The organism is Citrobacter freundii complex sp. 2025EL-00176 (assembly GCF_053309355.1).
Genome location: NZ_JBRYHT010000007.1, coordinates 131280 through 155754 on the forward strand (window position 1 = coordinate 131280; position 24475 = coordinate 155754).

General features: G+C 49.0%; 23 protein-coding genes and 1 tRNA gene. 9 read left to right on the forward strand and 15 right to left on the reverse strand.

All coding sequences use genetic code 11. The features are described from left to right. Positions 1-9: 9 nt before the first annotated feature. The 4 genes from ACVXHP_RS15175 to pepA form a co-directional block, all read right to left on the reverse strand. The gene (locus tag ACVXHP_RS15175) at positions 10-513 is read right to left on the reverse strand and encodes a GNAT family N-acetyltransferase (protein ID WP_316128852.1); all 504 of its coding nucleotides are present in this window, start codon (positions 511-513) and stop codon (positions 10-12) included. Between the two features lie 160 nt (positions 514-673). Further along, the gene (locus ACVXHP_RS15180; protein ID WP_447571749.1) at positions 674-3529 is read right to left on the reverse strand and encodes a valine--tRNA ligase; all 2856 of its coding nucleotides are present in this window, start codon (positions 3527-3529) and stop codon (positions 674-676) included. Next, positions 3529-3972 (reverse strand): DNA polymerase III subunit chi, encoded by a 444-nt coding sequence (gene holC, locus ACVXHP_RS15185; protein WP_200008341.1) that lies wholly within the window; start codon positions 3970-3972, stop codon positions 3529-3531. The genes ACVXHP_RS15180 and holC overlap by 1 nt, the downstream gene beginning before the upstream one ends. Before the next feature lie 144 nt (positions 3973-4116). Next, positions 4117-5628, reverse strand: coding sequence for a leucyl aminopeptidase (gene pepA, locus ACVXHP_RS15190; protein ID WP_038636783.1), 1512 nt, complete (start codon positions 5626-5628; stop codon positions 4117-4119). 153 nt (positions 5629-5781) lie between these two features. Between pepA and ACVXHP_RS15195 the strand changes: the two genes are divergently transcribed. From ACVXHP_RS15195 to lptG, 3 genes are all read left to right on the forward strand, one after another. After that, positions 5782-5832 (forward strand): hypothetical protein, encoded by a 51-nt coding sequence (locus ACVXHP_RS15195; protein ID WP_212723231.1) that lies wholly within the window; start codon positions 5782-5784, stop codon positions 5830-5832. A gap of 62 nt (positions 5833-5894) precedes the next feature. After that, a complete protein-coding gene (gene lptF, locus ACVXHP_RS15200) occupies positions 5895-6995 on the forward strand; it encodes an LPS export ABC transporter permease LptF (RefSeq protein WP_038636786.1) in 1101 nt (366 codons plus the stop codon). Next, complete coding sequence (lptG, locus tag ACVXHP_RS15205) at positions 6995-8077, forward strand: LPS export ABC transporter permease LptG (protein ID WP_042312673.1); 1083 nt, start codon at positions 6995-6997, stop codon at positions 8075-8077. Before lptF ends, lptG begins: the two co-directional genes overlap by 1 nt. A 39-nt stretch (positions 8078-8116) precedes the next feature. On the opposite strand, the gene ACVXHP_RS15210 is transcribed toward lptG, so the two are convergent. The 5 genes from ACVXHP_RS15210 to idnD all read right to left on the reverse strand — a co-directional run bounded on the left by ACVXHP_RS15210 (position 8117) and on the right by idnD (position 13991). Then, the gene (locus ACVXHP_RS15210) at positions 8117-9619 is read right to left on the reverse strand and encodes a helicase HerA-like C-terminal domain-containing protein (RefSeq protein ID WP_447571750.1); all 1503 of its coding nucleotides are present in this window, start codon (positions 9617-9619) and stop codon (positions 8117-8119) included. 79 nt (positions 9620-9698) lie between these two features. Continuing rightward, the gene (idnR, locus tag ACVXHP_RS15215; RefSeq protein ID WP_447571751.1) at positions 9699-10697 is read right to left on the reverse strand and encodes a DNA-binding transcriptional regulator IdnR; all 999 of its coding nucleotides are present in this window, start codon (positions 10695-10697) and stop codon (positions 9699-9701) included. Positions 10698-10749: 52 nt separating this feature from the next. Then, entirely contained in the window at positions 10750-12069 is a 1320-nt protein-coding gene (idnT, locus tag ACVXHP_RS15220) for a gnt-II system L-idonate transporter (RefSeq protein WP_316129205.1), read from the reverse strand. A gap of 102 nt (positions 12070-12171) precedes the next feature. Beyond that, the gene (gene idnO, locus ACVXHP_RS15225) at positions 12172-12936 is read right to left on the reverse strand and encodes a gluconate 5-dehydrogenase (RefSeq protein ID WP_043018256.1); all 765 of its coding nucleotides are present in this window, start codon (positions 12934-12936) and stop codon (positions 12172-12174) included. An 11-nt stretch (positions 12937-12947) separates the two neighbouring features. Then, positions 12948-13991, reverse strand: a complete 1044-nt coding sequence (gene idnD, locus ACVXHP_RS15230; RefSeq protein WP_038636800.1) for an L-idonate 5-dehydrogenase — start codon at positions 13989-13991, stop codon at positions 12948-12950. A 216-nt stretch (positions 13992-14207) separates the two neighbouring features. Between idnD and idnK the strand changes: the two genes are divergently transcribed. Further along, a complete protein-coding gene (gene idnK / locus ACVXHP_RS15235; RefSeq protein ID WP_447571752.1) occupies positions 14208-14729 on the forward strand; it encodes a gluconokinase in 522 nt (173 codons plus the stop codon). A 30-nt stretch (positions 14730-14759) separates the two neighbouring features. On the opposite strand, the gene ahr is transcribed toward idnK, so the two are convergent. Continuing rightward, complete coding sequence (gene ahr, locus ACVXHP_RS15240; protein WP_003839634.1) at positions 14760-15779, reverse strand: NADPH-dependent aldehyde reductase Ahr; 1020 nt, start codon at positions 15777-15779, stop codon at positions 14760-14762. A gap of 220 nt (positions 15780-15999) precedes the next feature. On the opposite strand from ahr, the gene ACVXHP_RS15245 reads away from it, so the two are divergent. The 4 genes from ACVXHP_RS15245 to ACVXHP_RS15260 all read left to right on the forward strand — a co-directional run bounded on the left by ACVXHP_RS15245 (position 16000) and on the right by ACVXHP_RS15260 (position 18826). Next, positions 16000-16084, forward strand: a tRNA-Leu gene (locus ACVXHP_RS15245). A 189-nt stretch (positions 16085-16273) separates the two neighbouring features. Beyond that, entirely contained in the window at positions 16274-17521 is a 1248-nt protein-coding gene (locus ACVXHP_RS15250; RefSeq protein ID WP_058110504.1) for a tyrosine-type recombinase/integrase, read from the forward strand. Positions 17522-17632: 111 nt separating this feature from the next. Further along, complete coding sequence (locus tag ACVXHP_RS15255) at positions 17633-18502, forward strand: DUF6387 family protein (RefSeq protein WP_192975835.1); 870 nt, start codon at positions 17633-17635, stop codon at positions 18500-18502. A gap of 120 nt (positions 18503-18622) precedes the next feature. Next, complete coding sequence (locus ACVXHP_RS15260) at positions 18623-18826, forward strand: helix-turn-helix transcriptional regulator (RefSeq protein WP_192975833.1); 204 nt, start codon at positions 18623-18625, stop codon at positions 18824-18826. Positions 18827-19278: 452 nt separating this feature from the next. On the opposite strand, the gene ACVXHP_RS15265 is transcribed toward ACVXHP_RS15260, so the two are convergent. Beyond that, complete coding sequence (locus ACVXHP_RS15265; protein WP_000586154.1) at positions 19279-19533, reverse strand: hypothetical protein; 255 nt, start codon at positions 19531-19533, stop codon at positions 19279-19281. Next, entirely contained in the window at positions 19530-20378 is an 849-nt protein-coding gene (locus ACVXHP_RS15270; protein ID WP_032330851.1) for a replication initiation protein, read from the reverse strand. Before ACVXHP_RS15270 ends, ACVXHP_RS15265 begins: the two co-directional genes overlap by 4 nt. 548 nt (positions 20379-20926) lie before the next feature. Between ACVXHP_RS15270 and ACVXHP_RS15275 the strand changes: the two genes are divergently transcribed. Continuing rightward, a complete protein-coding gene (locus tag ACVXHP_RS15275) occupies positions 20927-21340 on the forward strand; it encodes a hypothetical protein (protein ID WP_447571753.1) in 414 nt (137 codons plus the stop codon). Positions 21341-21657: 317 nt separating this feature from the next. On the opposite strand, the gene ACVXHP_RS15280 is transcribed toward ACVXHP_RS15275, so the two are convergent. The 3 genes from ACVXHP_RS15280 to ACVXHP_RS15290 all read right to left on the reverse strand — a co-directional run bounded on the left by ACVXHP_RS15280 (position 21658) and on the right by ACVXHP_RS15290 (position 24289). Beyond that, positions 21658-22329, reverse strand: a complete 672-nt coding sequence (locus ACVXHP_RS15280) for a hypothetical protein (RefSeq protein ID WP_192972673.1) — start codon at positions 22327-22329, stop codon at positions 21658-21660. 285 nt (positions 22330-22614) lie between these two features. Continuing rightward, on the reverse strand, positions 22615-23883 hold the full coding sequence (locus tag ACVXHP_RS15285) for a relaxase/mobilization nuclease domain-containing protein (RefSeq protein ID WP_192972672.1): 1269 nt from the start codon (positions 23881-23883) through the stop codon (positions 22615-22617). Beyond that, positions 23852-24289 (reverse strand): hypothetical protein, encoded by a 438-nt coding sequence (locus ACVXHP_RS15290; RefSeq protein ID WP_032330847.1) that lies wholly within the window; start codon positions 24287-24289, stop codon positions 23852-23854. The genes ACVXHP_RS15285 and ACVXHP_RS15290 overlap by 32 nt, the downstream gene beginning before the upstream one ends. Positions 24290-24475 lie beyond the last annotated feature (186 nt).

Genomic DNA, 24475 nt, shown 5'->3' on the forward strand with positions numbered 1-24475 from the left:
GGCGTAAGGTCAGAGGGGCTTTAACATCCGCACTTCACAATCCACGTGCCCGGTACAGCCCAGCGCTTCGCTGATGTGCTCAAAGCCTAAGTGTTCATACAGGCGTATAGCTTCAGTCAGAAACGCGGTCGTTTCCAGATAGCACTGCTTAAAACCCTGCTCACGGGCGTGATCCAGCGCCATCAGCGCCAGCTTTTTCGCCAGCCCCTGACCGCGTGCGCTCGACAGGAAGTACATCTTTTGCAGCTCGCAAATGTCCGGTTCGCTACATCCTAACGGCGCAACACCGCCGCCGCCCACGATTTCACCATTTTGCTCCACCACCCAGTAAGCCGCGCCCGGCTGGCTGTAAACCTGGAATAGTTCGTCCAGGTTAGGGTCGGCAACGGTATAGCCTTTATCAGCGGTAAGCCCGTATTCGGCGGAAACCTGACGGATAACGCGGGCAATAGCGGCGTTGTCGTCGGCGGTAATGCGGCGCAGCGTCGTTGAGACAGGTGTGATAACACTCATAGCAAACTCGTGACAGAAACGTGGAACATATGCAGTTAATAACACTGCGGTGTGGGGAAGTGCAAGCGATGATAATTCAATAAAAAGCCTCTGAGCATATGCCTCAGAGGCTTTTGTCGTCTGTGGTGTCGGATGCGCTACGCTTATCCGGCAAGCAGTGTTACAGCGCGGCGATAACCGCCTGCTGCTCAATCAGCTTCGCTTTTGCTTCCGCGTAACCGTCCAGCTTCTCACGCTCTTTGGCGATCACCGCTTCCGGCGCGCGAGCGACGAAACCTTCGTTGGAGAGTTTGCCTTCGATACGGGCAATCTCGCCTTCGATTTTCGCCACTTCTTTCGCCAGACGCGCCAGCTCATCTTCTTTGTTGATGAGGCCAGCCATCGGGATCAGCAGCTCGGCGCCGTCGATGATTTTGGTTACGGAAACCGGACCTTTGTCATCGGCAGGCAGCACGGTGATGCTTTCCAGACGCGCCAGATTCAGTAGGAAGCTACGGTTGTCGTTCACACGACGCTCCGCATCTTTGCTGCAACCACGCAGCAGCAGCTCCAGCGGTTTGCCCGGCGCGATGTTCATTTCCGCACGGATGTTACGCACGGCAACGATCGCCTGCTTCAGCCATTCGGTATCGGCCAACGCAGCTTCAACAACCTGCGCGGCGTTATATTCCGGGAACGGCTGCAGCATGATGGTGTCGGCGGTGTTGCCGCAGATTACCTTCACGCGCTGCCAGATGGTTTCAGTGATGAACGGGATGATCGGGTGCGCCAGGCGCAGCAGACCTTCCAGCACGGTGACCAGCGTATTGCGGGTGCCGCGCAGTTCAGACTCGGAACCCCCGGTCATCACCGGCTTGGTCAGCTCCAGATACCAGTCGCAGAACTGGTTCCAGGTGAACTCGTACAGAATGCCCGCGGCGATGTCGAAGCGGAAGTTATCCAGCGCTTCGCGGTACGCTTTAACGGTTTGGTTGAATTCAGCCAGGATCCAGCGGTCCGCCAGCGACAGGGTCATTTCGCCACCATTGAAGCCGCAATCCTGATCTTCCGTGTTCATCAGCACGAAGCGGCTGGCGTTCCACAGCTTGTTACAGAAGTTACGGTAACCTTCCAGACGCTTCATATCCCAGTTGATATCGCGACCGGTGGAGGCCAGCGCCGCCAGGGTAAAGCGCAGGGCGTCGGTGCCGTGCGGCTCGATACCGTTCGGGAACTGCTTCTCGGTACGCTTGGCAATCTTCTCAGCCAGCTGCGGCTGCATCATGTTGCCGGTACGTTTTTCCAGCAGCTCCGGCAGGGAGATGCCGTCGACCATATCCAGCGGGTCAATAACGTTACCCTTGGATTTGGACATCTTCTGGCCTTCATCGTCACGAATCAGACCGGTCATGTAGACGGTATGGAACGGAACCTGCGGCTTGCCGTTTTCATCTTTGATGAAGTGCATGGTCATCATGATCATGCGGGCAATCCAGAAGAAGATGATATCGAAGCCGGAGACCATCACGCTGGTCGGGTGGAACTGACGCAGGGCGTTGGTGTTTTCCGGCCAGCCGAGGGTGGAGAACGTCCACAGCGCGGAGGAGAACCAGGTATCGAGAACGTCTTCGTCCTGACGCAGCGCAACGTCGGCACCGAGGTTGTTTTCCTGACGCACTTCATCTTCGGTACGGCCAACGTAGACGTTGCCGTCGTTGTCGTACCATGCCGGGATACGGTGACCCCACCACAGCTGACGAGAGATACACCAGTCCTGAATATCACGCATCCAGGAGAAGTACATGTTTTCGTACTGCTTCGGCACGAACTGGATGTCGCCGTTCTCAACTGCTTCCACCGCCGGTTTTGCCAGCACGTCGGCACGCACGTACCACTGGTCGGTCAGCATCGGTTCGATAACCACGCCGCCACGGTCGCCGTAAGGAACGGTCAGGTCGTGCGGTTTGATCTCTTCCAACAGGCCAAGGGCGTCAACGGCTGCGACGATGGCTTTACGCGCGGCAAAACGTTCCAGTTTCTGGAATTCCGCCGGAATCGCGTTGGAGTAAACGTCAGACTCTTCGCCTTTGGTATCGTACACTTCCGCGGTTTCGCGGATGTCGCCGTCAAAGGTCAGAATGTTGATCATCGGCAGGCCGTGACGACGGCCAACTTCGTAGTCGTTAAAGTCGTGCGCCGGGGTGATCTTCACGCAGCCGGTGCCTTTTTCCATATCGGCGTGTTCATCACCAACAATCGGAATGCGGCGGTCAACCAGCGGCAGCATCACGAATTTGCCGATTAGATCTTTATAACGCGGATCTTCCGGGTTAACGGCGACGCCGGTATCGCCCAGAATGGTTTCCGGACGGGTGGTGGCGACAACCAGGTAATCTTTACCATCTGCGGTTTTCGCGCCGTCGGCCAGCGGATAGCGGATGTGCCACATTGAGCCTTTGGACTCGCGGTTTTCCACTTCCAGGTCAGAGATCGCGGTACGCAGTTTCGGGTCCCAGTTTACCAGGCGTTTGCCACGGTAAATCAGGTCTTCTTTGTACAGGCGAACGAAGACTTCTTTCACGGCATTGGAAAGACCTTCGTCCATCGTGAAGCGCTCGCGCTCCCAGTCAACGGAGTTGCCGAGACGGCGCATCTGACGGGTAATGGTGCCGCCGGATTCCGCTTTCCACTGCCAGATTTTGTCGATGAACGCATCGCGACCGTAGTCGTGACGGGTTTTACCTTCTTCAGCGGCAATCTTACGCTCAACCACCATCTGGGTTGCGATACCCGCGTGGTCGGTACCGGCCTGCCACAGGGTGTTTTTGCCCTGCATGCGCTGGTAGCGGATCATGGTGTCCATGATGGTTTGCTGGAAAGCATGACCCATATGCAAACTGCCGGTGACGTTCGGCGGCGGGATCATGATGCAGAAGGACTCTTTGCTTTCATCGCCGTTAGGTTTGAAATAGCCCTGCTTTTCCCAGTGCTCGTAAAGCGGCTGTTCGATATCTTGTGGGTTATATGTCTTTTCCATTATTTCCAGGTTGCCGTATTCAGGTTAAAACCAGCCACGCGGTAAGCTTTGTAGCGATCGCGTGCCGATTGTTTCAAAGAATCTTCGTAAGGGACGAAGTCTATCACTTCTGTGAAAGCGGTGGCAAAATCTGCAAAGCCAACGCGTAAACTGATGAGCAGGTCGCGCGGGCTGCTGTTGCGTTTTTCCGGCCAGGCAATTTCTACCGGCGAGCCGCCTCTTGGACCTTCACCCGCCAGATTATGCGGCACGAAGCTGTCCGCAGGTCTTGCCCACAGGGCTTCATCAAGGCGAAAGGCCTGCTTTTCGTTTTCGCAGGCGATCAGCACGCGCTTGCCAGCACGCCAACGTTCTGCGGCAATTTCACACACCAATTGCTCGACGGCGCTTAAGCCATCAACGGTAGTGTCATTATCCAGAAGATAGAACGTCGCATTCTTCATATATGGGGCTTCTTGTGGTGGATTTAAATACAAGGCCAGGTGACCCGGCCTTATCGCCTGATGGCGACGCTCGCGCGTCTTATCCGGCCTACTGCATGCTGCTTTGTAGGCCGGATAAGCGTAGCGCCATCCGGCATTTACACATTACTCGTCGCCGTTAAATCCGGCGCGATTGAGCAGGAACTGCGACAGCAGCGCTACCGGACGACCGGTGGCGCCTTTGGCTTTACCGGAACGCCATGCGGTACCCGCGATGTCCAGGTGCGCCCAGTTATATTTACGGGTAAAGCGCGACAGGAAGCAACCCGCGGTGATCGCACCACCAGGACGGCCGCCGATGTTAGCCATATCTGCAAAGTTGGACTCCAGCTGTTCCTGGAATTCATCACCCAACGGTAGACGCCACGCGCGGTCGCCCGCCTGCTCGGACGCGCCGATCAGCTCGTGCGCCAGCGGATTGTGGTTCGACATCAGGCCGGTGATGTGATGGCCCAATGCAATCACGCAGGCGCCGGTCAACGTTGCCACGTCAATGACCGCTTCGGGTTCAAAACGCTCGACGTAGGTTAACACGTCGCACAGTACCAAACGGCCTTCAGCATCGGTGTTCAGCACTTCAACGGTTTGACCAGACATGGTCGTCAGCACATCGCCTGGGCGATACGCGCGCCCACCCGGCATGTTCTCGCAGCCGGCCAGTACGCCGACGACGTTTATTGGCAACTGTAGCTCTGCCACCATGCGCATCACGCCGTAAACTGCCGCCGCGCCGCACATATCGTATTTCATCTCATCCATGCCTTCGGCAGGTTTGATGGAGATACCGCCGGAGTCAAAGGTTAACCCTTTACCCACCAACACGATCGGGCGTACGTCTTCGGATTCGACACCTTTATACTCAATCACCGACATCAGCGACTCGTTTTGCGAACCATTGCCGACCGCAAGATAGGAGTGCATGCCCAGCTCTTTCATCTGCTGCTCACCGATGACGCGGGTGACAACATTTTTGCTATAGCTGTCAGCCAACTGACGCGCCTGAGAGGCCAGGTAGGCGGCGTTACAGATATTCGGCGGCATATTACCGAGGTCTTTTGCCGCTTTGATCCCGGCGGCAATCGCCAGGCCGTGCTGAATGGCACGTTCACCGCTGGTCAGCTCACGGCGGGTTGGCACGTTGAAGACCATTTTACGCAGCGGACGACGTGGTTCGCTTTTGTTGGTTTTCAACTGATCAAAGCTGTACAGCGTTTCCTGTGCCGTCTCAACGGCCTGACGTACTTTCCAGTAGTTATTGCGACCTTTAACGTGCAGCTCAGTCAGGAAGCAGACGGCTTCCATTGAGCCTGTATCATTCAGGGTATTTATAGTTTTCTGAATGACCTGCTTATACTGACGTTCATCAAGCTCACGCTCTTTACCACAACCGATGAGGAGAATTCGCTCAGACAGGACGTTAGGAACATGGTGCAGCAACAGGGTTTGACCCGGTTTGCCTTCCAGTTCGCCACGACGCAGCAGTGCGCTGATGTACCCGTCGCTGATCTTGTCGAGCTGCTCTGCAATCGGAGAGAGGCGGCGTGGTTCAAAGACGCCCACGACGATGCAGGCACTCCGCTGTTTCTCCGGGCTACCGCTTTTTACACTGAACTCCATGCACTACGCTCCTGAATCTTAAAGACAACGGCGGTGGCTACGGATAGAATTGCAAGCTTTCGTAACTCATACCCGCTGTTGCGGTGACTTCGTGTTAATCTTAACGTTATTACGGCATTGGCACGTCAGAACAATTTCTGAGAGGTGGATCCGTTGAGTATAATGATCTTAGCGACGATTTCGACGACTCAAGAGAATAAATGACGTTTAAGCCATGAAACAAGCTAAATTCCGGCAAAAGACGGGTTTTTACGGGCGTATTTAAAGTGATAATCATAAGATATCTGGTTCGGGAAACGCTCAAAAGCCAACTTGCGATCCTCTTCATCCTGCTTTTGATCTTCTTTTGTCAAAAGTTAGTCAGGATCCTGGGTGCGGCGGTTGACGGTGATATCCCGGCGAATCTGGTGCTCTCGCTGCTGGGGCTGGGCGTGCCAGAAATGGCGCAACTTATCTTGCCCTTAAGCCTGTTCCTCGGGCTGCTGATGACGCTGGGCAAACTGTATACCGAAAGTGAAATTACGGTCATGCACGCCTGTGGGCTGAGCAAGGCTGTGCTCGTGAAAGCGGCGATGGTGCTGGCGTTGTTTACCAGTATTATTGCGGCGGTTAACGTGATGTGGGCCGGACCGTGGTCCTCCAGGCATCAGGACGAAGTGCTGGCGGAAGCGAAAGCTAACCCCGGCATGGCTGCGCTTGCTCAGGGGCAATTCCAGCAGGCGACTAACGGCGGTTCGGTGCTGTTTATCGAAAGCGTTGACGGCAGCAACTTCAAAGATGTGTTCCTCGCGCAAATCCGCCCGAAAGGTAATGCCCGTCCTTCGGTGGTGGTGGCTGATTCCGGACATCTTACCCAAATGCGCGATGGCTCCCAGGTCGTGACACTGAACCAGGGTACGCGCTTTGAAGGGACCGCGCTGCTGCGTGATTTCCGCATCACTGACTTCCAGGATTATCAGGCGATTATTGGCCATCAGGCTGTGGCGCTGGATCCAAACGATACCGACCAGATGGATATGCGTACGCTGTGGACGACCGACAACGATCGTGCCCGCGCGGAGCTGACCTGGCGTATCACGTTAGTATTCACTGTATTTATGATGGCGCTGATGGTTGTACCGCTGAGCGTGGTGAATCCACGTCAAGGGCGCGTACTGTCTATGCTGCCCGCAATGCTACTCTATTTGCTGTTCTTCCTGGTCCAGACATCGCTGAAGTCGAATGGCGGCAAAGGTAAGCTGGATCCGGTGTTCTGGATGTGGACGGTTAACCTGGCGTATCTGGCGCTGGCGATTGTGCTTAACCTCTGGGATACGGTGCCGATGCGCCGCTTGCGTGCCCGTTTTATGCGTAAAGGAGCGGTATAATGCAGCCCTTTGGTGTACTTGACCGCTATATCGGTAAAACCATTTTCACCACCATCATGATGACGTTGTTCATGCTGGTGTCGCTCTCCGGGATCATCAAGTTTGTCGACCAGCTGAAAAAAGCCGGGCAGGGGAGCTACGATGCGATGGGCGCCGGGCTGTATACCCTGCTCAGCGCACCGAAAGATATCCAGATTTTCTTCCCGATGGCGGCGCTGCTCGGCGCGTTATTGGGGCTGGGCATGTTGGCCCAGCGCAGTGAACTGGTGGTGATGCAGGCTTCCGGCTTTACCCGTATGCAGGTGGCGCTGTCGGTGATGAAAACCGCGATTCCGCTGGTGCTGCTGACGATGGCCATCGGTGAGTGGGTAGCGCCGCAGGGCGAACAGATGGCGCGTAACTACCGTGCCCAGCAGATGTACGGTGGCTCGCTGCTCTCTACCCAGCAGGGGTTGTGGGCGAAAGATGGTGACAGCTTTGTCTACATCGAGCGGGTGAAAGGCGACGCCGAATTAGGCGGGATTAGCATCTACTCCTTTAACGATAAGCGTCGTTTGCAGTCCGTTCGCTATGCTGCGAGCGCGACGTTTGACCCGGAGCAGAAGGTCTGGCGTCTGTCGCAGGTGGATGAATCTAACCTGACCAATCCAAAGCAAATCACCGGTTCGCAGATGGTTAGCGGGACCTGGAAAACCAACCTTACGCCGGACAAGCTCGGCGTTGTCGCGCTGGACCCTGATGCGCTCTCGATTAGCGGTCTGCATAACTACGTGAAGTACCTGAAGTCGAGCGGCCAGGACGCCGGACGTTACCAGCTCAATATGTGGAGCAAAGTCTTCCAGCCGCTGTCAGTGGCGGTCATGATGCTGATGGCGCTGTCGTTTATCTTTGGCCCGCTGCGTAGCGTCCCGATGGGCGTTCGCGTGGTGACAGGTATTAGCTTCGGTTTTGTGTTCTATGTGCTGGACCAAATCTTTGGCCCATTAACGCTGGTGTACGGCATTCCGCCGATTATCGGCGCGCTGCTGCCAAGCGCCAGCTTCTTCCTGATAAGCCTGTGGCTGATGCTGCGTAAGTCATAATATCCGCCCCTCCCGTAGTGCGGGAGGGGCATTTCACTGCTAGCGTTTTCTGCCGCCCATCAAACTTCCCAACATGCCGCGAATTATCTGATTAGTGACCTGTCGCGCCGCGCTTTTCGCCACGCTCTGTACTACGCCATCGCGTTTACCGCCGCGTGGTCCGGTGCTGCCAAACAGAATATCTTTCAACCCACCGAGAATACCGCCATCCACGTCGATCGCTTTACCGTTGGCGGGAGGTGTATTTTGCTGCTCGGTGCTGGCCTGTACGCCCTGCTGTAAACGCTCATAGGCGGACTCACGGTCGATTTCTTCCTCATATTTTCCGTACAATGAGGAGTGATTAATCAGCCCGTTGCGCTCGTCTTCCGTCACCGGTCCCATACGTGAGCACGGCGCAATCACCATCGCCCGTTCCACCACCGACGGGCTACCTTTGGCATCGAGGAAGGAAATTAGCGCCTCGCCGGTGCCCAGCTCCTGAATGGCTTTTTCGGTATCAAATGCCGGATTGGCGCGCATGGTTTGCGCCGCGGTTTTCACCGCTTTCTGATCTTTCGGCGTGAACGCGCGCAGAGCGTGCTGCACGCGGTTCCCCAACTGCCCGAGTACGTTGTCCGGAATATCGGACGGGTTTTGCGAGACGAACCACACGCCGACCCCTTTCGAGCGGATCAGACGGATTACCTGTTCAATTTTATCCAGCAGCACCTGCGGGGCATCGTTGAACAGCAGGTGCGCTTCATCGAAGAAGAACACCAGTTTTGGCTTCTCCAGATCGCCCGCTTCCGGCAGTTGTTCGTACAGTTCGGAGAGCATCCACAGCAGGCTGGCGGCGTACAGTTTGGGCATCTGGTAGAGCTTTTCGGCGCCGAGGATGTTGATAACCCCTTTGCCGCTAGCGTCGGTGCGCATCCAGTCTTTGATATCCAGCATCGGCTCGCCAAAGAAGTGCGCCGCCCCCTGCTGCTCCAGCGACAGCAGTCCGCGCTGGATGGCCCCGACCGAGGCGCTGCTGATATTGCCGTACTGATTCTGGAAGGATTTGGCGTTATCGCCAATGTACTGAGTGATGGCGCGCAGGTCTTTAAAATCGAGCAGCAACAGCCCCTGGTCATCGGCAATACGGAAGATAATATCCAGCACGCCGGACTGCACGTCGTTGAGGTTCAGCAGACGCGCCAACAGCAGCGGCCCGAGGTCAGACACCGTGGCCCGCACCGGGTGGCCTTTTTCGCCGAAGATATCCCACACCGTGACCGGATTCGCATGCGGTTGCCAGTCGGTAATGCCGATGTTTTTCAGGCGGGCGAGCAGCTTTTCAGAGGCTTGTCCTTCCTCGGCTACGCCGGTCAAGTCACCTTTCACGTCGGCCATAAATACCGGCACGCCAATCTCAGACAGCGATTCGGCCAGTTTCTGTAGCGTGACGGTTTTACCGGTCCCGGTCGCGCCGGTAATCAGCCCGTGACGGTTGGCCATGCCTGGGAGTAAAAACAGTTCGGTGTCCGGCGTGCGGGCGATTAGCAGGGGTGCGCTCATTGAGATTTCCTCCATTTATCCTGCCTGGAGTATAGGCAATATGAATGAAAGAAAGTATGAGCAAGGGAGATAAAAAATCTTAAAGCGTATGGCCGTGATAAATCTGATAACCCAAATCCACGGTGTTGTGGTTATGGTCGTTGTTCTTGATTTTGCTCAGTAACATCTGCGCCGCCATACGGCCAATGTCGAAACGTGGGGTGATCACGCTGGCGAGGCTTGGGATCATCTGTCGACCCATTTCCAGCCCGTGAAAACCAGCAATCGAGATCTGCTCCGGAACGGCCAGCTCGCGTTCGCGGCACAGCAGCAGCGCGCCCATCGCAATATCGTCGTTGGTGCAAAAGACACCGTCTAAATCCGGATGCGCGGCGAGCGCGTCACGCATCATCTGGGTGCCAAGATGGATGGACGAAATAGAACGCGGATTGACGCGCAGCGGCGACAGGCCCCGACACGTCATGGCATCGCAATAGCCGTGATAGCGCTGTTCATCGCGCACGTCGTCTTTCGAACCCAGATAGAGGATTTTGTGGCGCGGGCGTTTATCCAGCATGGTGCTGACCATATCAAACGCCGCCTGACGGTTATCAAAGCCCACCTCCATGTCCAGACGGTCACCCTGAATATCCATCAGCTCGACCACCGGAATGTTGGCTGAACGCAGAAATTTAACCGTGCGCAGAGTGTGATATTTCTCGGACAGGATAATACCGTCGATATTGTACGACAGCAGGTTGATTACTGACTCTTCCTCGGATTCCCGGTCGTAATTGTAGTTGGCTATCAGCGTCTGATAGTTATGGTCCGAGGTGACCGACTCAATACCGGCCAGAATGTCAGCGAACAGCTGGTTTTGAAACGAGGGGATCAGCACGCCGAGCGTATAGCTTTGCGCATTCAGCAGCATCGCGGGCGCGCGGTTGGGGATGTAATTAATCTCCTCCATAATCTGCGCAATGCGTTCACCGGTTTCCTTTGCGACCTTTTTCGGCGAGCGAATGTAGCGGCTCACCGTCATTTTGGTCACACCCGCCAGCGTGGCGATGTCTTGCAAAGAAATTCTGTGGTTCCTCATTTTCTCTCCAGTGCCGGGGAGCGCTGGCCTGTGCTCCCCGGTGATGACCGTCTTAATGCAGGATGGCGTTCAGCGCCAGAACGCCCAGCAGACCCATAATGGAAATCAGCGTTTCCATCACTGTCCAGGTACGCAACGTTTCCCCAACGCTGAGATTAAAATAGCCTTTAAACAGCCAGAATCCCGGATCGTTAACGTGGGAGGCAATCACGCTGCCTGCTCCGGTAGCCAGCACCATCAGCGCCGGGTCGGCATGCGTGACGTTAATAATCGGCAGCACCACGCCTGCGGTGGTGATCGCCGCCACGGTGGCTGAGCCGAGTGCGATGCGCAGCAACGCGGCGACCGTCCAGCACATCAGCAGCGGAGAGAGCGACGTGCCGGTCATCAGGTGCGAGATGTATTGCCCCACGCCGCTGTCGACCAGTACCTGCTTAAACGCACCGCCCCCAGCGATGATGAACACAATCATCGCGATCGCGCCGATAGAGTCGCCAATGATATCCATAATTTGCTCGATCGTCCGTCCGTTACGGCGACCAAGGGTAAAAATGGCCAGCACGATGGCGATAAACAAGGCGACCGCAGGGTTGCCGATAAACTCAAAGAATACCCGCACGCTGTTAGTCTTCGGCAGCGTAATTTCACACACCGCGGCGACCGCCATCAGTATGACCGGGATAACCGCCGCAAAGATACTGTTCCAGAACGACGGCATCTCTTCTTCGGTGAACAGATGCGGGTTGAATAATCCTTCCGGCGGCGCTTTCTCAAAGCGGGTCAGCAGCCTGGAGAACAGCGGCCCGGCGACAATTACCGTCGGGATGGTAATAATAAAGCCATACAGCAGGGTGGTGCCGAGATTGGCCTCGAAAATGGTGGCAATCGCGGTGGGCCCCGGATGCGGCGGCAGAAAACAGTGGGTCACGGAGAGTGCTGCCACCATCGGTACGCCGACATACAGCAGCGGCAGACCGGAAGAGGCCACCACCGTAAATACCAGCGGCAGCAGCAGAACAAAGCCGACTTCGAAGAACATCGCCAGACCGACGACCAGACCGGTGATCACCAGCGCCCACTGCACACGTTTCTTACCGAACGTGCCAATCAGCGTGGTGGCGATGCGCTGAGCCGCGCCGGTATCGGAAATCAGCTTACCGAGCATCGCGCCAAACCCGAGGATCATCGCCAGCCCGCCGAGCGTGCCGCCGATCCCATTTTGTATAGAGTGCAGAACGGCCTGTGCATCCATCCCTTCGGCAAAACCGACGACCGCCGCCACCAGGACCAGCGCAATAAAGCCGTTAACTTTAAAGCCAATCATCAGGACCAGGAGCAGCGCGACGCCTGCCGCAATTATTATTAATGGCATAATCGTTTCTCTTATATCCCCGTCATCCTGCAACTCGAATGATTTCGGGTGGGTGCCAAAAATGCAGCGCCTGGGCGCTGCGTGATGTTGCGTTGTGTTGTATCAGACGGCGACCAGCATGCCGCCATCGACGAACAACAGGTGCCCGTTAACAAAATCGGATGCTTTGGAAGAGAGGAATACCGCCGCGCCGATCAGCTCCTGCGGGTCGCCCCAGCGAGCAGCTGGCGTACGTTTGCACAGCCAGGAGGTGAAGGCTTCATCCTCGACCAGCGCTTTGGTCATTTCGGTTTTAAAGTAGCCCGGCGCGATACCGTTAACCTGGATATTGTGGCGCGCCAGCTCAACGCACATCCCTCGGGTAAGCATTTTTACCGCGCCTTTGGAGGCGGCGTACGGCGTGATGGTGTCGCGGCCCAGTTCACTCTGCATCGAGCAGATGTTGATGACCTTCCCGGCCTGGCGTTCCACCATGCGACGCGTTACCGCCTGCGAGACCAGGAACACAGCCGTCTGGTTAACGGCAATCACATCGTTCCAGTCCTGTTCCGGGAACTCGGTAAAGGGATGGCGGCGTTGGATACCGGCGTTATTCACCAGCACATCAATTTGGCCAATGTCTTTTTCGATATGCTCGATGGCGGTATCAATGTCCTGTTTATGCGTAACATTGAACGGCGCGGCAACGGCGCGGATCCCTTCCTGCTGCAGTTTGGCGACGGCGGCCTCCGCGCGCTCTGGCGTAATATCATTGACGATAATCTGCGCGCCATATTTACCCAGCCCGGTCGCCAGTAAATAACCAATACCCTGGGCCGAACCGGTGATCAGAATGTTTTTGCCGTCCAGTGAAAAAAGATCGTTCATCATGTTGTTCCTTATTTTGTTTCTGCAAAAACGAGCTGGACTTTCGCCGCCTGGGTTTTATCCCCGGCGAAGATCAGCGCCTGTTCAAGCTCGGTAAACGGATATTCGGCGCTGAGTAACGGCAGCGGATCGATAACGTTATTCGCCAGCCACGACACCGCGGTGTTGAACTCGGTGGTAAAGCGGAACGAACCTTTGAGCGCGATCTCTTTGCCGATCAGCATCATCATCGGGAAGTCCGGCACCGCGCCGCCCATGCCGACCTGCACCATCACGCCTTTTGCGCGGGTCACTTCCAGGCAGGTGGTGATTGAGGATGGATGACCGGAGACTTCGAAGCTGACGTCGAAGTAGCCTTTCTCTTTTTTCCACTCCTCGAGCGAGTCCTGCTGCGGGTTAATCAGCGTGTCAGCCCCCATCTGCTGGGCAAGCGACAGCGAGCGCGGGCTGATATCAGCACAGACAATCTCTGCTGCGCCGAGCGTTTTCACCGCGCTGACGATCAGACAGCCGATAGGACCGACGCCGGAGATAAACACGCGCTTGCCCTGCAGGTCGCCCGCTTCATGCGCGGCGTGGATCGCTACCGCCAGCGGTTCGGCAAAGGCCATGACTTTTTCATCAGCCTCTTGCGGGTAAGGGATGCACTGCGCAGTATCGACGGTTTTAAACCGGGTAAAACCGCCGTCGACGTGGGGAAAATACATGGCGCTGCCAAAAAAGCGCATTTCCGTGCACTGGTTTTCTTCGTGCTGCAAACAGTATTTACAATGTCCGCACGGCTTCGACGGATTAATCGCCACCGACTGACCTTCATGTAATTCTTTTGAGTCGCTGTGCACCACTTTGCCAATAACTTCATGGCCTAAAATCATCGGCGCTTTAACAGTGAAATTACCGACTTTTCCTTCCTGATAATAATGTAAATCGGAACCACAAATACCGCCGCGGGTAATTTTTACTAGTGTTCCTTTATTATCCCATTCAATATTTTGGTCGGTAATGGCAACAGTTTTCTTACCCGCGACAACGCAGGATTGGGTTTTGACTTGCATAAATGCCTCACTGGTCAGGTAGTAACCTCGGCAGCATTTAAGCGGTTTTAATTATTATTATTTGTGAAGTAAGTCACGATGGAAAATTGTTACACTACAATGTTACGCATAACGTGATGCGCCTTGTAAATCTGTGCGTTTGCGCCGAAAAAAGGTGAATTCTGCACTATGCAAGGCGTAGTATCGCGTCATGGAATATAAATCTGGAGTTTTTCGATGGCCGGGGAAAGTTATATTTTGATGGGCGTTTCGGGGAGCGGTAAATCTTTAATTGGTAGCAAAGTTGCCGCGGTATTATCGGCTAAATTTATTGATGGTGACGATCTTCATCCAGCCAAAAATATTGATAAAATGTCTGAAGGTATTCCATTAACCGATGAAGACAGGCTTCCCTGGTTAACGCGATTGAATGACGCCTCATACAGTTTATATAAAAAGAATGAGACCGGGTTTATTGTCTGCTCGTCATTAAAAAAACAGTACCGCGATATATTGCGGCAGGGCAGCCCGAATGTGCATTTTCTGTGGCTGGACGGTGATTACGAGACCATTCTGGCACGTATGCAGCGTCGGGCAGGGCATTTTATGCCGGTGGGATTACTCAAAAGCCAGTTCGACGCGCTGGAGTGTCCGCAGGAAGATGAACGCGATATTGCTCGCATCGATGTGAACCATGACATCGAACATGTGACGGAACAGTGCCGCCTGGCAGTGCTCGCGTTTCGTAGCGGGCAATAGGCCCAGCCCCTTGCGGGACTGAGCCCGGCATCAGAAGTCGGCTTTCAGCACCACGCGGTAGCGGGCCTTGCCGTCACGCACGTGCTGGATCGCTTCGTTAATTTGCGACATCGGATACAGTTCGGTGGTGGGTGACACCTTGCTGCGCCCGGCAAACTTCATCAGCTTACGCAGCTCGAAGGGGGTACCGGTCGCCGAACCGGAGATGCTGCGATCGCCGGCAATTAAGGTGAACGCCGGCACCGGCAGCGGCTTCAGCACCGCACCGACGGTGTGGAAGTTACCGCCGTAGGCCAGCGCTTCAAAATAGGGCTGCCAATCGAGATCGACGTTAACCGTGTTAATAATGAGATCGAACTGGCCAGCCAGCGCTTTTAGCGCATCCGGATCGCGGCTGTTGACCACCTTATCCGCCCCCATCGCCAGCACTTCCTGCTCTTTCGCTGGATTGGAGCTGAACGCGGTGACTTCGCAACCCATCGCGTGTAACAACTTAATGGCGATATGCCCCAGGCCGCCGATGCCGATCACCCCAACGCGGCTGGTGGCGGTGATGTGGTGCATCAGTAGAGGTTTGAACACCGTGATGCCGCCGCACAGCAAGGGACCGGCCGCCGCCAGGTCGATGCTTTCCGGCAGCGGGATCACCCACTGCCAGTCGGCCCGCAGTTTCTCAGCAAAGCCACCGCGATTGAGAATGGTGGGCACGGAGCCTTCCAGGCAGTTAATCTGATTACCGCTGATACAGGCATCGCAGTGCCCGCAGCTGCGCGCTGTCCAGCCAATGCCGACGCGTTGACCAACTTTCAGACCTTTATCCTGCGCCGCGCTGCCCAGCGCCGCCACGCGACCAATCACCTCATGCCCGGCAACCAGCGGATACTGAGAGAACCCCCATTCGTTGTCGATCATCGACAAATCGGAATGGCAGATACCGCAGTAATCGACCTGCACCTCGACATCTTCCGGCTTAAGCTCGCCCGCATCATATTCATAGAGTTCGAGTTCGCTGCCCGCCGCTTTTGCGGCGTAGCTTTTTATCATCGACATCGTGTTTCCCTCAGTGTGGTGTTGAACTGGAAGTGTAGAGCATGGGGAAACGGGACGCTTCGCAGAAGGGGGGATTAAGGAGTGGGCAAACTGTGATGGTGATTGCAGGTGCGAGCGGTAATGCTGAAATTTTCAACACTTAGCGAGCCAGACGCACGCTGGCGCTTGCATGGTGGCGCATGACAGGTATAATCCACAACGTTTTCCGCATCCCTTCCGTGCCGGAGTGGCGAAATCGGTAGACGCAGTTGATTCAAAATCAACCGTAGAAATACGTGCCGGTTCGAGTCCGGCCTTCGGCACCATACAAAGCTTTTTTCAAGTCTACTAACGTCTACTTTAGTCCATGAAAACAGTGAGTTAAGCAGGTTTCTGGCTTTTCTTAGTCTGTCCACGTCTACTCAATTCCTTGAACATATACCAACTGATGATGGTATAACTGATGGTATTCCCGGTTCGATTGATTTTGGTACCAACACTGGAGGTATCAACTGATGGCTCTCACCGATATCAAAGTTAGAACTACCAAGCCCTCCGACAAACCCTTCAAACTCACAGATGGGCAGGGTATGCACCTGCTGATCAATCCTAACGGCTCGAAGTACTGGCGATTACAGTACCGTTTCGGGGGTAAACAGAAAGTTTTAGCATTGGGTGTTTATCCAATGGTCTCTCTTGGTGAAGCCCGCAGGAAGCGAGATGAAGCCAAAAAGTTGGTATCTGATGGTATCGACCCTTCTGAGAAGAAAAAAGCAGATAAGATTGAGCAAAGCGAAGCCCTGACATTCGAAGCTGTTGCGAGGGACTGGCATACTGCCTGTAAAAGAAAATGGTCAGATTCTCATAGTGAAAGGGTTTTAAAGAGCCTTGAAGACAACCTTTTCTCTTCCATAGGACAGAGAAAAATAGCCGAGCTTAAAACTAAGGATCTTCTCGTTCCAGTCAAAACTGTTGCGGCTTCTGGACGACTAGAAGTAGCTGCTCGTCTGCAACAAAGAACCACAGCAATAATGCGATATGCCGTCCAGAATGGCTTAATTGACTATAATCCAGCACAAGAGATGTCTGGAGCAATTGCTGTTGCGAAACGAACCCACAGGCCAGCATTACCATTTGATAGGTTCTCAGAGCTTTTAGAGCGCATCGAGGGCTTTAAAGGTAGGAAACTTACTAAATTAGCTGTGAAGCTGACATTGCTCATTTTTATCCGTTCCAGTGAACTCCGATTCGCAAGATGGTCGGAGATCGACTTTGAAAATGCGATGTGGACTATCCCTGGAGAACGCGAGCCATTACCAGGGGTCAAACATTCCCATCGAGGCTCAAAAATGAAGACCCCACACCTCGTGCCGTTAAGTCGTCAGGCTTTAGAACTTCTAAAAACGATCAGAGAAATCAGTGGTGAATGCGACCTTGTATTCATTGGCGATCATGATTTCAGAAAACCTATGAGCGAGAACACAGTGAACAAGGCACTAAGGTCGATGGGTTATGACACAACCGTTGAGGTATGTGGGCATGGATTCAGGGCGATGGCTTGTAGTGCCTTAATCGAATCAGGAAAATGGTCAAGGGATGCTGTTGAACGGCAGATGAGCCACCAAGAGCGAAACTCCGTTCGTGCTGCCTACATTCATAAAGCAGAACACCTCGATGAGAGAAAGCTTATGTTGCAGTGGTGGGCTGATTATCTTGATGAAACAACTAAGAGAAGAATTGCACCATTTGATTTTGATAACTAACTGATTTTTATAAATATAATGGCGTATTCAATAACCAATTGAAACGCCATTTTTTTATTTGCGATTTATGTGCTATTACGAAGTAAGACTTTTTACAACGGAGTGGCATTAATGAAATCTTGGGTAAAAATGAATAGTTGGACATCAGAAGACACTAAAGCAGTGAAAACGTGGTTTGATTTAGACAAATATCGCGAGTTTGAAAACATTTCTATTAATATGCTTTACCATGAAATATGGGCGAGAACATATTTCTTCAAACCAGTAATAGAAGAAGGAATGCAGAAAACGGTATTGAAAAACTATATGCAGATATTGGATGGTGATCCTTTTCTTATCAAAGAGAAGCACTTAAATTATATGAATTCCGAAAATAAATCATATCAACCCCCATACTTTTTTATTACTACTGTTGATCGAATAGCAAATATCAGTTTTGCTTGCATGAGAAAGGCTTTATTCATAAGAGCAAATACAGAACAATATAAAATTGATTCCACTATTGAGAATGAATACATATCCGAAGTAATTCCTGAACAATTTCCTACTACCATTATGTTAGAAATCGATCTTGCGGGTGGAAGCGATGATGAGATAGCCGAAGCCCTGCGAGTATCATTACCGCAATGGCGAAAAGTAAAGGGCGTTAAACCTGCACCACTTGATGCAGTCAGGTTTGGTTATGGGGCAATAAAAAAATTAATTAGCTATCGAATAATCCCCATGCTTGATTTGCTTGCATGGTCAGAAAGAAAAAAAGTACTTCTGTCAGACGATAGACTATCCCGATTGCTATACACGGATGAAGACGATGATAAGGCAATTCGCCAAGGATATCATATTAGGGATGCGGATCGCCCTTTCGCAATGAAAACTGTAGAAACTGATTTTCTTAGGCAGTTTAATTTTTTTATCAATAGAAATCAGCACGTTAAAGAAATGAGGGTTTCGGATGTTATGAAACTCTCAGACTCTGAGTGATATGAATCTCCATAGACTCATAGTTTCGAGCCAAGGATGGCTCTGGTGTTCGTAATCTCGCTTCATCCATTTGAAATTCATTTGTATTCTATCCCTGTAGAAACAACAGAGGACATACATATGGAAAATCAAGCTCGTCTCATCCGTTTACCAGAAGTCATGAAGAAAACTGGATTTGGTAAAGCGTGGATCTATAGGCTTATCAGCAAGGGATGTTTTCCTCAACCAGTAAAAATTGGTCTTCGTGCAGTAGCCTTTGTAGAAAGCGAAGTAGATAACTGGATTCATGAAACGATTAATTCTTCGAGAAATAAATTTTCTTAGGAAATAAATGAAAAATATGAACACAAATTGTTAGAGCTGAGGATTGATGTTAATTAAGAGACTATTATGGTTATTAATATAATTTATGAGATTGAAGCCATTTTAGACAATGGGTTATTAAAAGAGGGTCGATTTAGAAGCAATTACGCATAGTTATTCGAAATATTAACTAATTAATAAGAAAATACCTTTCTTATTTTAAAAATGGTTATTGTGGTTCTTTCTTTAAATGTCAACTTCCTTAACATATTAAATTTGGTGATCACCGTAATGTATAAGAGTGAGCAATCCGTTTTCATTAGATTTTACTTATGAATATTTAGTCGTTTGCATTCAGGTATTAAATTGTTGATGAATATATGCTGATTTTTGATTCAAAACAAATGGTCTATTCCTTATATATTTGATATAAAAGATTATATTGGTATGCTCTACATTAGAAATGATATGCTTTATTTGTTTTTCTCTAATGCTAAATATCGTCTATAATATGCAATTGCGCTATATTTTGTCGTGTTCATTTTTTCAGCAACTTCTTTCCATTTTAAACCTGATGCTCTTAGTTCAAAAGCAAGCTTCCTTCTTTCAGTTGCTACCCTTTCGTAATTCTCACGGCTAATGCCATAATATTTAATCACTGTTGAACGAGATACACCTGCAGCCTTAGCTAAGTCTTTTGCTTTAATTAATTTCCCATTAATTATCATGATAATGTCTCCAATGCTATTTCTAATTTTTTTTGCGTTTTTCTTGTTTTCTTTGCTCTTATTGATTGTATTGTAGAAAATTTCTGAATTGAAAAATTACGCCATGTCCATTTACAAATACTGCTACAAATTTGTTTTGTCTCTTCATGAGATAATGGATTATGAGGGTTGCTATGATTATTAAGTAAAGTCGCTTTTGATAGCATATCATAAAAAAAACAACGATAGTTTTTACTCTTTTTAAAACTTAATACTTCTTTATAAGCAATAATTCTCAGATCTTCGAACAAGTTAACGTTGCGGCCCAGCCCATGTATAACACTTTTCTTTTTACTCGAAATTCTTATCTTGTCTGGGATAAAATCTAAGAGGTATTGTAAATCATATGCTGAAGTATTTGTCCATGTCGTTCTCCATTCATGCATGTTGAGAGGGTTTTTCATTAAAACATCAGCATAAGCTCTGTCTGCATCTAACCTTTCTGTAAATCCACTCTGAACAATAGCGGCCAACTTTAAAGGCTTATCTCTTGCCATGTCTGTTTTTAATACCGGACTTTTTAAAGCATAAAGTAAATGAGCATGGCCATTTTTTATGTTTTGTATGATCGTATTTGGTATTGGTAAACCAACTAAGTCCCATGCGACTGCTCCATATTTGTGATCTACATCAAAAACCAAACCGTTAATAAAAGATTTGTTATTAAAACAAATATATTTCTTTAGAAGGGCTTTGTCTTTAGGGGCTCTGTATACTCCATCTCTAAAATCATCACAGCATAAAGCATATTTTTGAATTTGCAGTTTGTATTTTTCTACATTATATATATTTTCGTTATTTAACATTTCTGATCTCCTTATTGTGTTCTCCATTTTATTGTATTTTTCTAAAAAGGAGATACGTGTTATTTTTATAATTATTTAATAAGTGATTTTAAAAGTTTGTCAAGTGTCTAAAAGCCATATCAGATATTAGGTGTTTCTTGTAGGGTTATAATAACAAAAGGGAAGTGCTTCAATAACAATATAAATGATGATAGCGATTTTTTAAGTGCGGATCATAAATCATAGTTGCATACTGTAATATGATTGCTTTTTATCTGATAAAAACTAAATATTGATCGCAGGTCTTTTAATTTAATTATTAATTCAATAATCTGACCTTGTCAAATTTTGTATTGTTAAACTTCAACTTCCTTTATATACAAAGAAGATATTTTGAATTTATAACAGCAATATTTTTAACTTTAGGAGATATAGAATGTATAAGTTAATTTTTTTATAATTAATATCTGTGGCAAATTTTATTTTGTTGATATGGTTTATTAGTTGACAATTTAAATAAAGCATATATAACTATTTAAATTGATATAGTTAAATTTAATGGTGGAACTATGCAGAATACAAAATTTAATATTATGGAGAGATATTTGATACTGCTCGATAAGTTTGTCGATAAAATTATCGAATCAGGAGTTTCTGAACAACAATTGATCGAGAGGTCGTATCTGTTTTGTGCTGGGTATTATATTAAGTACCAGCAAGAAATTGAAAGGCTGACATTCTCAAATAAAGATGTTGTTTTAACATTTCTATTATTTTCATACTACAATTATATTAATGAGTTAGATAATAATTTAATTGATAAAGTAAGAATGAGAAGAACGTGTTCATTACTTATTAATTTCATTGTCGATAATGGTAGTCAGACAGAAAAAATTTATGTGCAGGAAAAAAAGAACTACAAATCTTTTACAATGAAAAGGGATTTATCAGTAAAGAATAAAAGGAAAAAATATGGTCTATAACAATATGAAAACTTCCGTGATTTGAATTTAATGCTTTCAACTTATTATCAGATGCCTACATGAAAAATGCCAAAACTTACATAGCTTGCTTCAGCACAAGCAATTTAGAAATCAACTTCATCTCCTTTAAGCATAATCGTGATTGTTTCGTTGTTTCCACGGAGTACCGATGACAGGGATGTATATCGTTGTCTGGGACTGACCGTTATGCTTACTGTATAAAAATTTATCTTTGCTGCCAGAAGGGCTCAGGCTGTAAGATTCGACAAGAATGTTAACATATTCTATTCGTGATTTTCTCGTTCAAGATTTTAATTTTAAAATTGTATTGACTTAATAACGCTTCTGAGTGCGTTATCAAATCTTTGGCTTCTTCTTTTTATCCATTTAATGCAGGTAAAGCTTCCAAGTCGTGAGGAAAAATAGGCTAACCACATATATTTGTGTTCGTCAAAAATATATCCAGATTTAAACCCCCATGGCAATACAAAAAATGAAATAACTGCAATGCAACAAAGCAAGATAAATATGGTGGAAAAAAGCTTAGGAACAGGCATCGCCCTATAATAAAATGCCATCGAAGCGTTAGGGAAAAGTACGGTGAGAAACGCAGGGAGAATAATTGTCTTTCTATTTAAGTTGACTTCGTATTCACCAGTGGTTGCATTAACAATGAGAGCATCTTTGAAGACACTAAATGAACCATTAACTCTATACTGGCGAAGCTCGTATTTACAAATTTTGTGAGATTTTATAAATGTGATACCAAAGGCTGGAATCTGTGTCTCATCCCCCGTATCGGTTTTAACCCAAACTTGGTCAGTAATTGGGAGGGGACTGATGACAGTAGCAGAAAAGGTCTCAACGAACATGTAGGTTTCGCCGAACAACTCGAATTTAGGTGTTGTCATCTCTGCTTTCGTTTCCCGGCGACTTAACGGGTCAATGTTAACTTCTTCATTGCAGTTTTTCTTGATGGAGCTGCTCATACAAATTCCTATGTTTAAGATGAAATCAGATTCGATGATGTATGAAATCGTTCACTTCCAAAGATGGAATAATGTCTGCCATTTCCAGTACCGGTGCATTAATGAAAAGGATATAGACTAGTAAAATCATAATGTTAGCATTGCAGTGTGAACTAACATTTTGACTAGGTTTACAGGAAACTCAAATCACTTGTACCGATCGATTAACAAATAATGATAGATTATAGCTATCAACCTATCTTTATCGATCGGTATAAACGATCAATTTTAGGGGTATGTTGCTTACTAAAATCTACATGTAAGGTGGTAATGTTGCCTTGGCGGCACTAAATTGCCGTCAAGTAAAGGCTCCACAAAAGTGTTGTTGGGATTGATGGGATGGATTTCTATCTTCATCGCTTCAGTGATGACTTGGTGCTTTGCGGGGCGTCTAAGAATTGGGATTTTAAGTTGTCTCAGCAGACGATAAATCGTATCAAGGTAAGGGATGGTTTCCATCCATCTGAATGCTGAGACCTCGTAGCTTTGATTAGGCATCTCTTTTACGGCTATAGTTGCTATCGCTTTCTTACTCCCTGCTAAAGCTTCCGAGGAACACTTCTCTTCTACATAAGCGACAGCACTTTCGTCTTTACCTGCATGCCTATCAATAATAAATGCTTCGAAGGAGTTTTTAACGTTTTCCTTTAATATTTCGTTTGCATTCGCTTTAGTGATAGTTGCTTTTAGGTCAAACAGAAAGCCGTTATCGCGTTCCGGTCTATAATCGAGTTTACCCTGCAAGGTCGACCATGAATAACACTTAGCTAATTGCGAAGCTTTGAAAGCAATCCCGGCGTATTCGAATGAGAAACCATTCATTTTACCTGTAGATGTGATATTGGGTAATGCATTAATATTTTGTTCAAAAAGCTGTTGGACAAACTCAGTGGTCGATACTCTTTTAGAAACTAACGTCTCTAAAGCGTTCTGGATGATGGTTTTTGGGCATTGTTCACCTGTCCTTTTCTCTTGCATCGCTTCATTTCGTGTTTTTTTTCGTTTTAGTTTAGGGCAGGGCAATGCTAAAGAGGTTTTTGTTTTAGGGCCTTTGGTTCTTAGTAGCGAATAGTCGTGTTCAAGCTGTTGGATAATGCGTGTACTAATCAGGTTTTCATTTTTTCCGAGATAGAGTTTGCCTGTAATACGGTCTATGCGGCTGGCGATAATGTGGATGTGTTGACCGACCGCATCGTCATGCAACACGTAGCATCTGAGATGCGTTTCCGAGAAGCCGATGCGCTTCATATAGTCATCAGCTATAGCGGACCACTGAGCATCGGTTAGCACTTCGTCCTTTGGTAAACGAAGCGAATTGTGCCAAACAGGTTTATCCACATCAGGGCGAAGCGTTTTTGTTAGATTGAATTCAGTGATCAGATCTTTCGCTGCACACCCATCCATATTTCCCCCGATCACGACAGGAGCTACCCTATGATGAGAATCTGGTTTTAACGTATAGAGGACGATCCCGATAAAATTCTTACCTCTGCGGATCTTTTGCATTCCCTTCATCGGAGTCTCCCCACAAGTCGGCGGTGATGAGATGTAAGCGAAGATCGGCAATTTGTCGCTTCACTGCAAATAGTTCCGTTTTTGTCAGGTGGCTTCCGGTACTTTTGTTATCAAGGTGGGCAACAATTTTATTTAGTTTCTGTGAAAGGTCAGCTAAAGATCTCCATGCTTTTATATTAATAGCTGGAACAACACCAGGAAGCGCATTAAGAAAAGATAAACGAAGCCATTCCCCTTTGCGATGCTGGCCACGTTTTTCATTTAGAAGCGTCAGCTCTTTATCATTAAGCCTGACACTGACGCAATGATTACGAATTTGCTTGCGTGAAAGCTTCGTTTCGCAAGAGCTTCTACAGGAAGCTCGCGTATTTATAATGGTCTTATTGAAATTATTATTACTGACCATATTAACCCCTTTTTAAATATATAAATAAAAATATTATTTTATTTATATAATAAAATGGTCAGATGTCAATATACATGTATTATATTGATTTTAACTTTTTTCAACTGAAAGGCGAAAAAACAAGGGGAAACTCAATGAAGCAGCGTAGCGCTTCGTTGAGTTAGCCCTTGCTTTAACAATATTGAC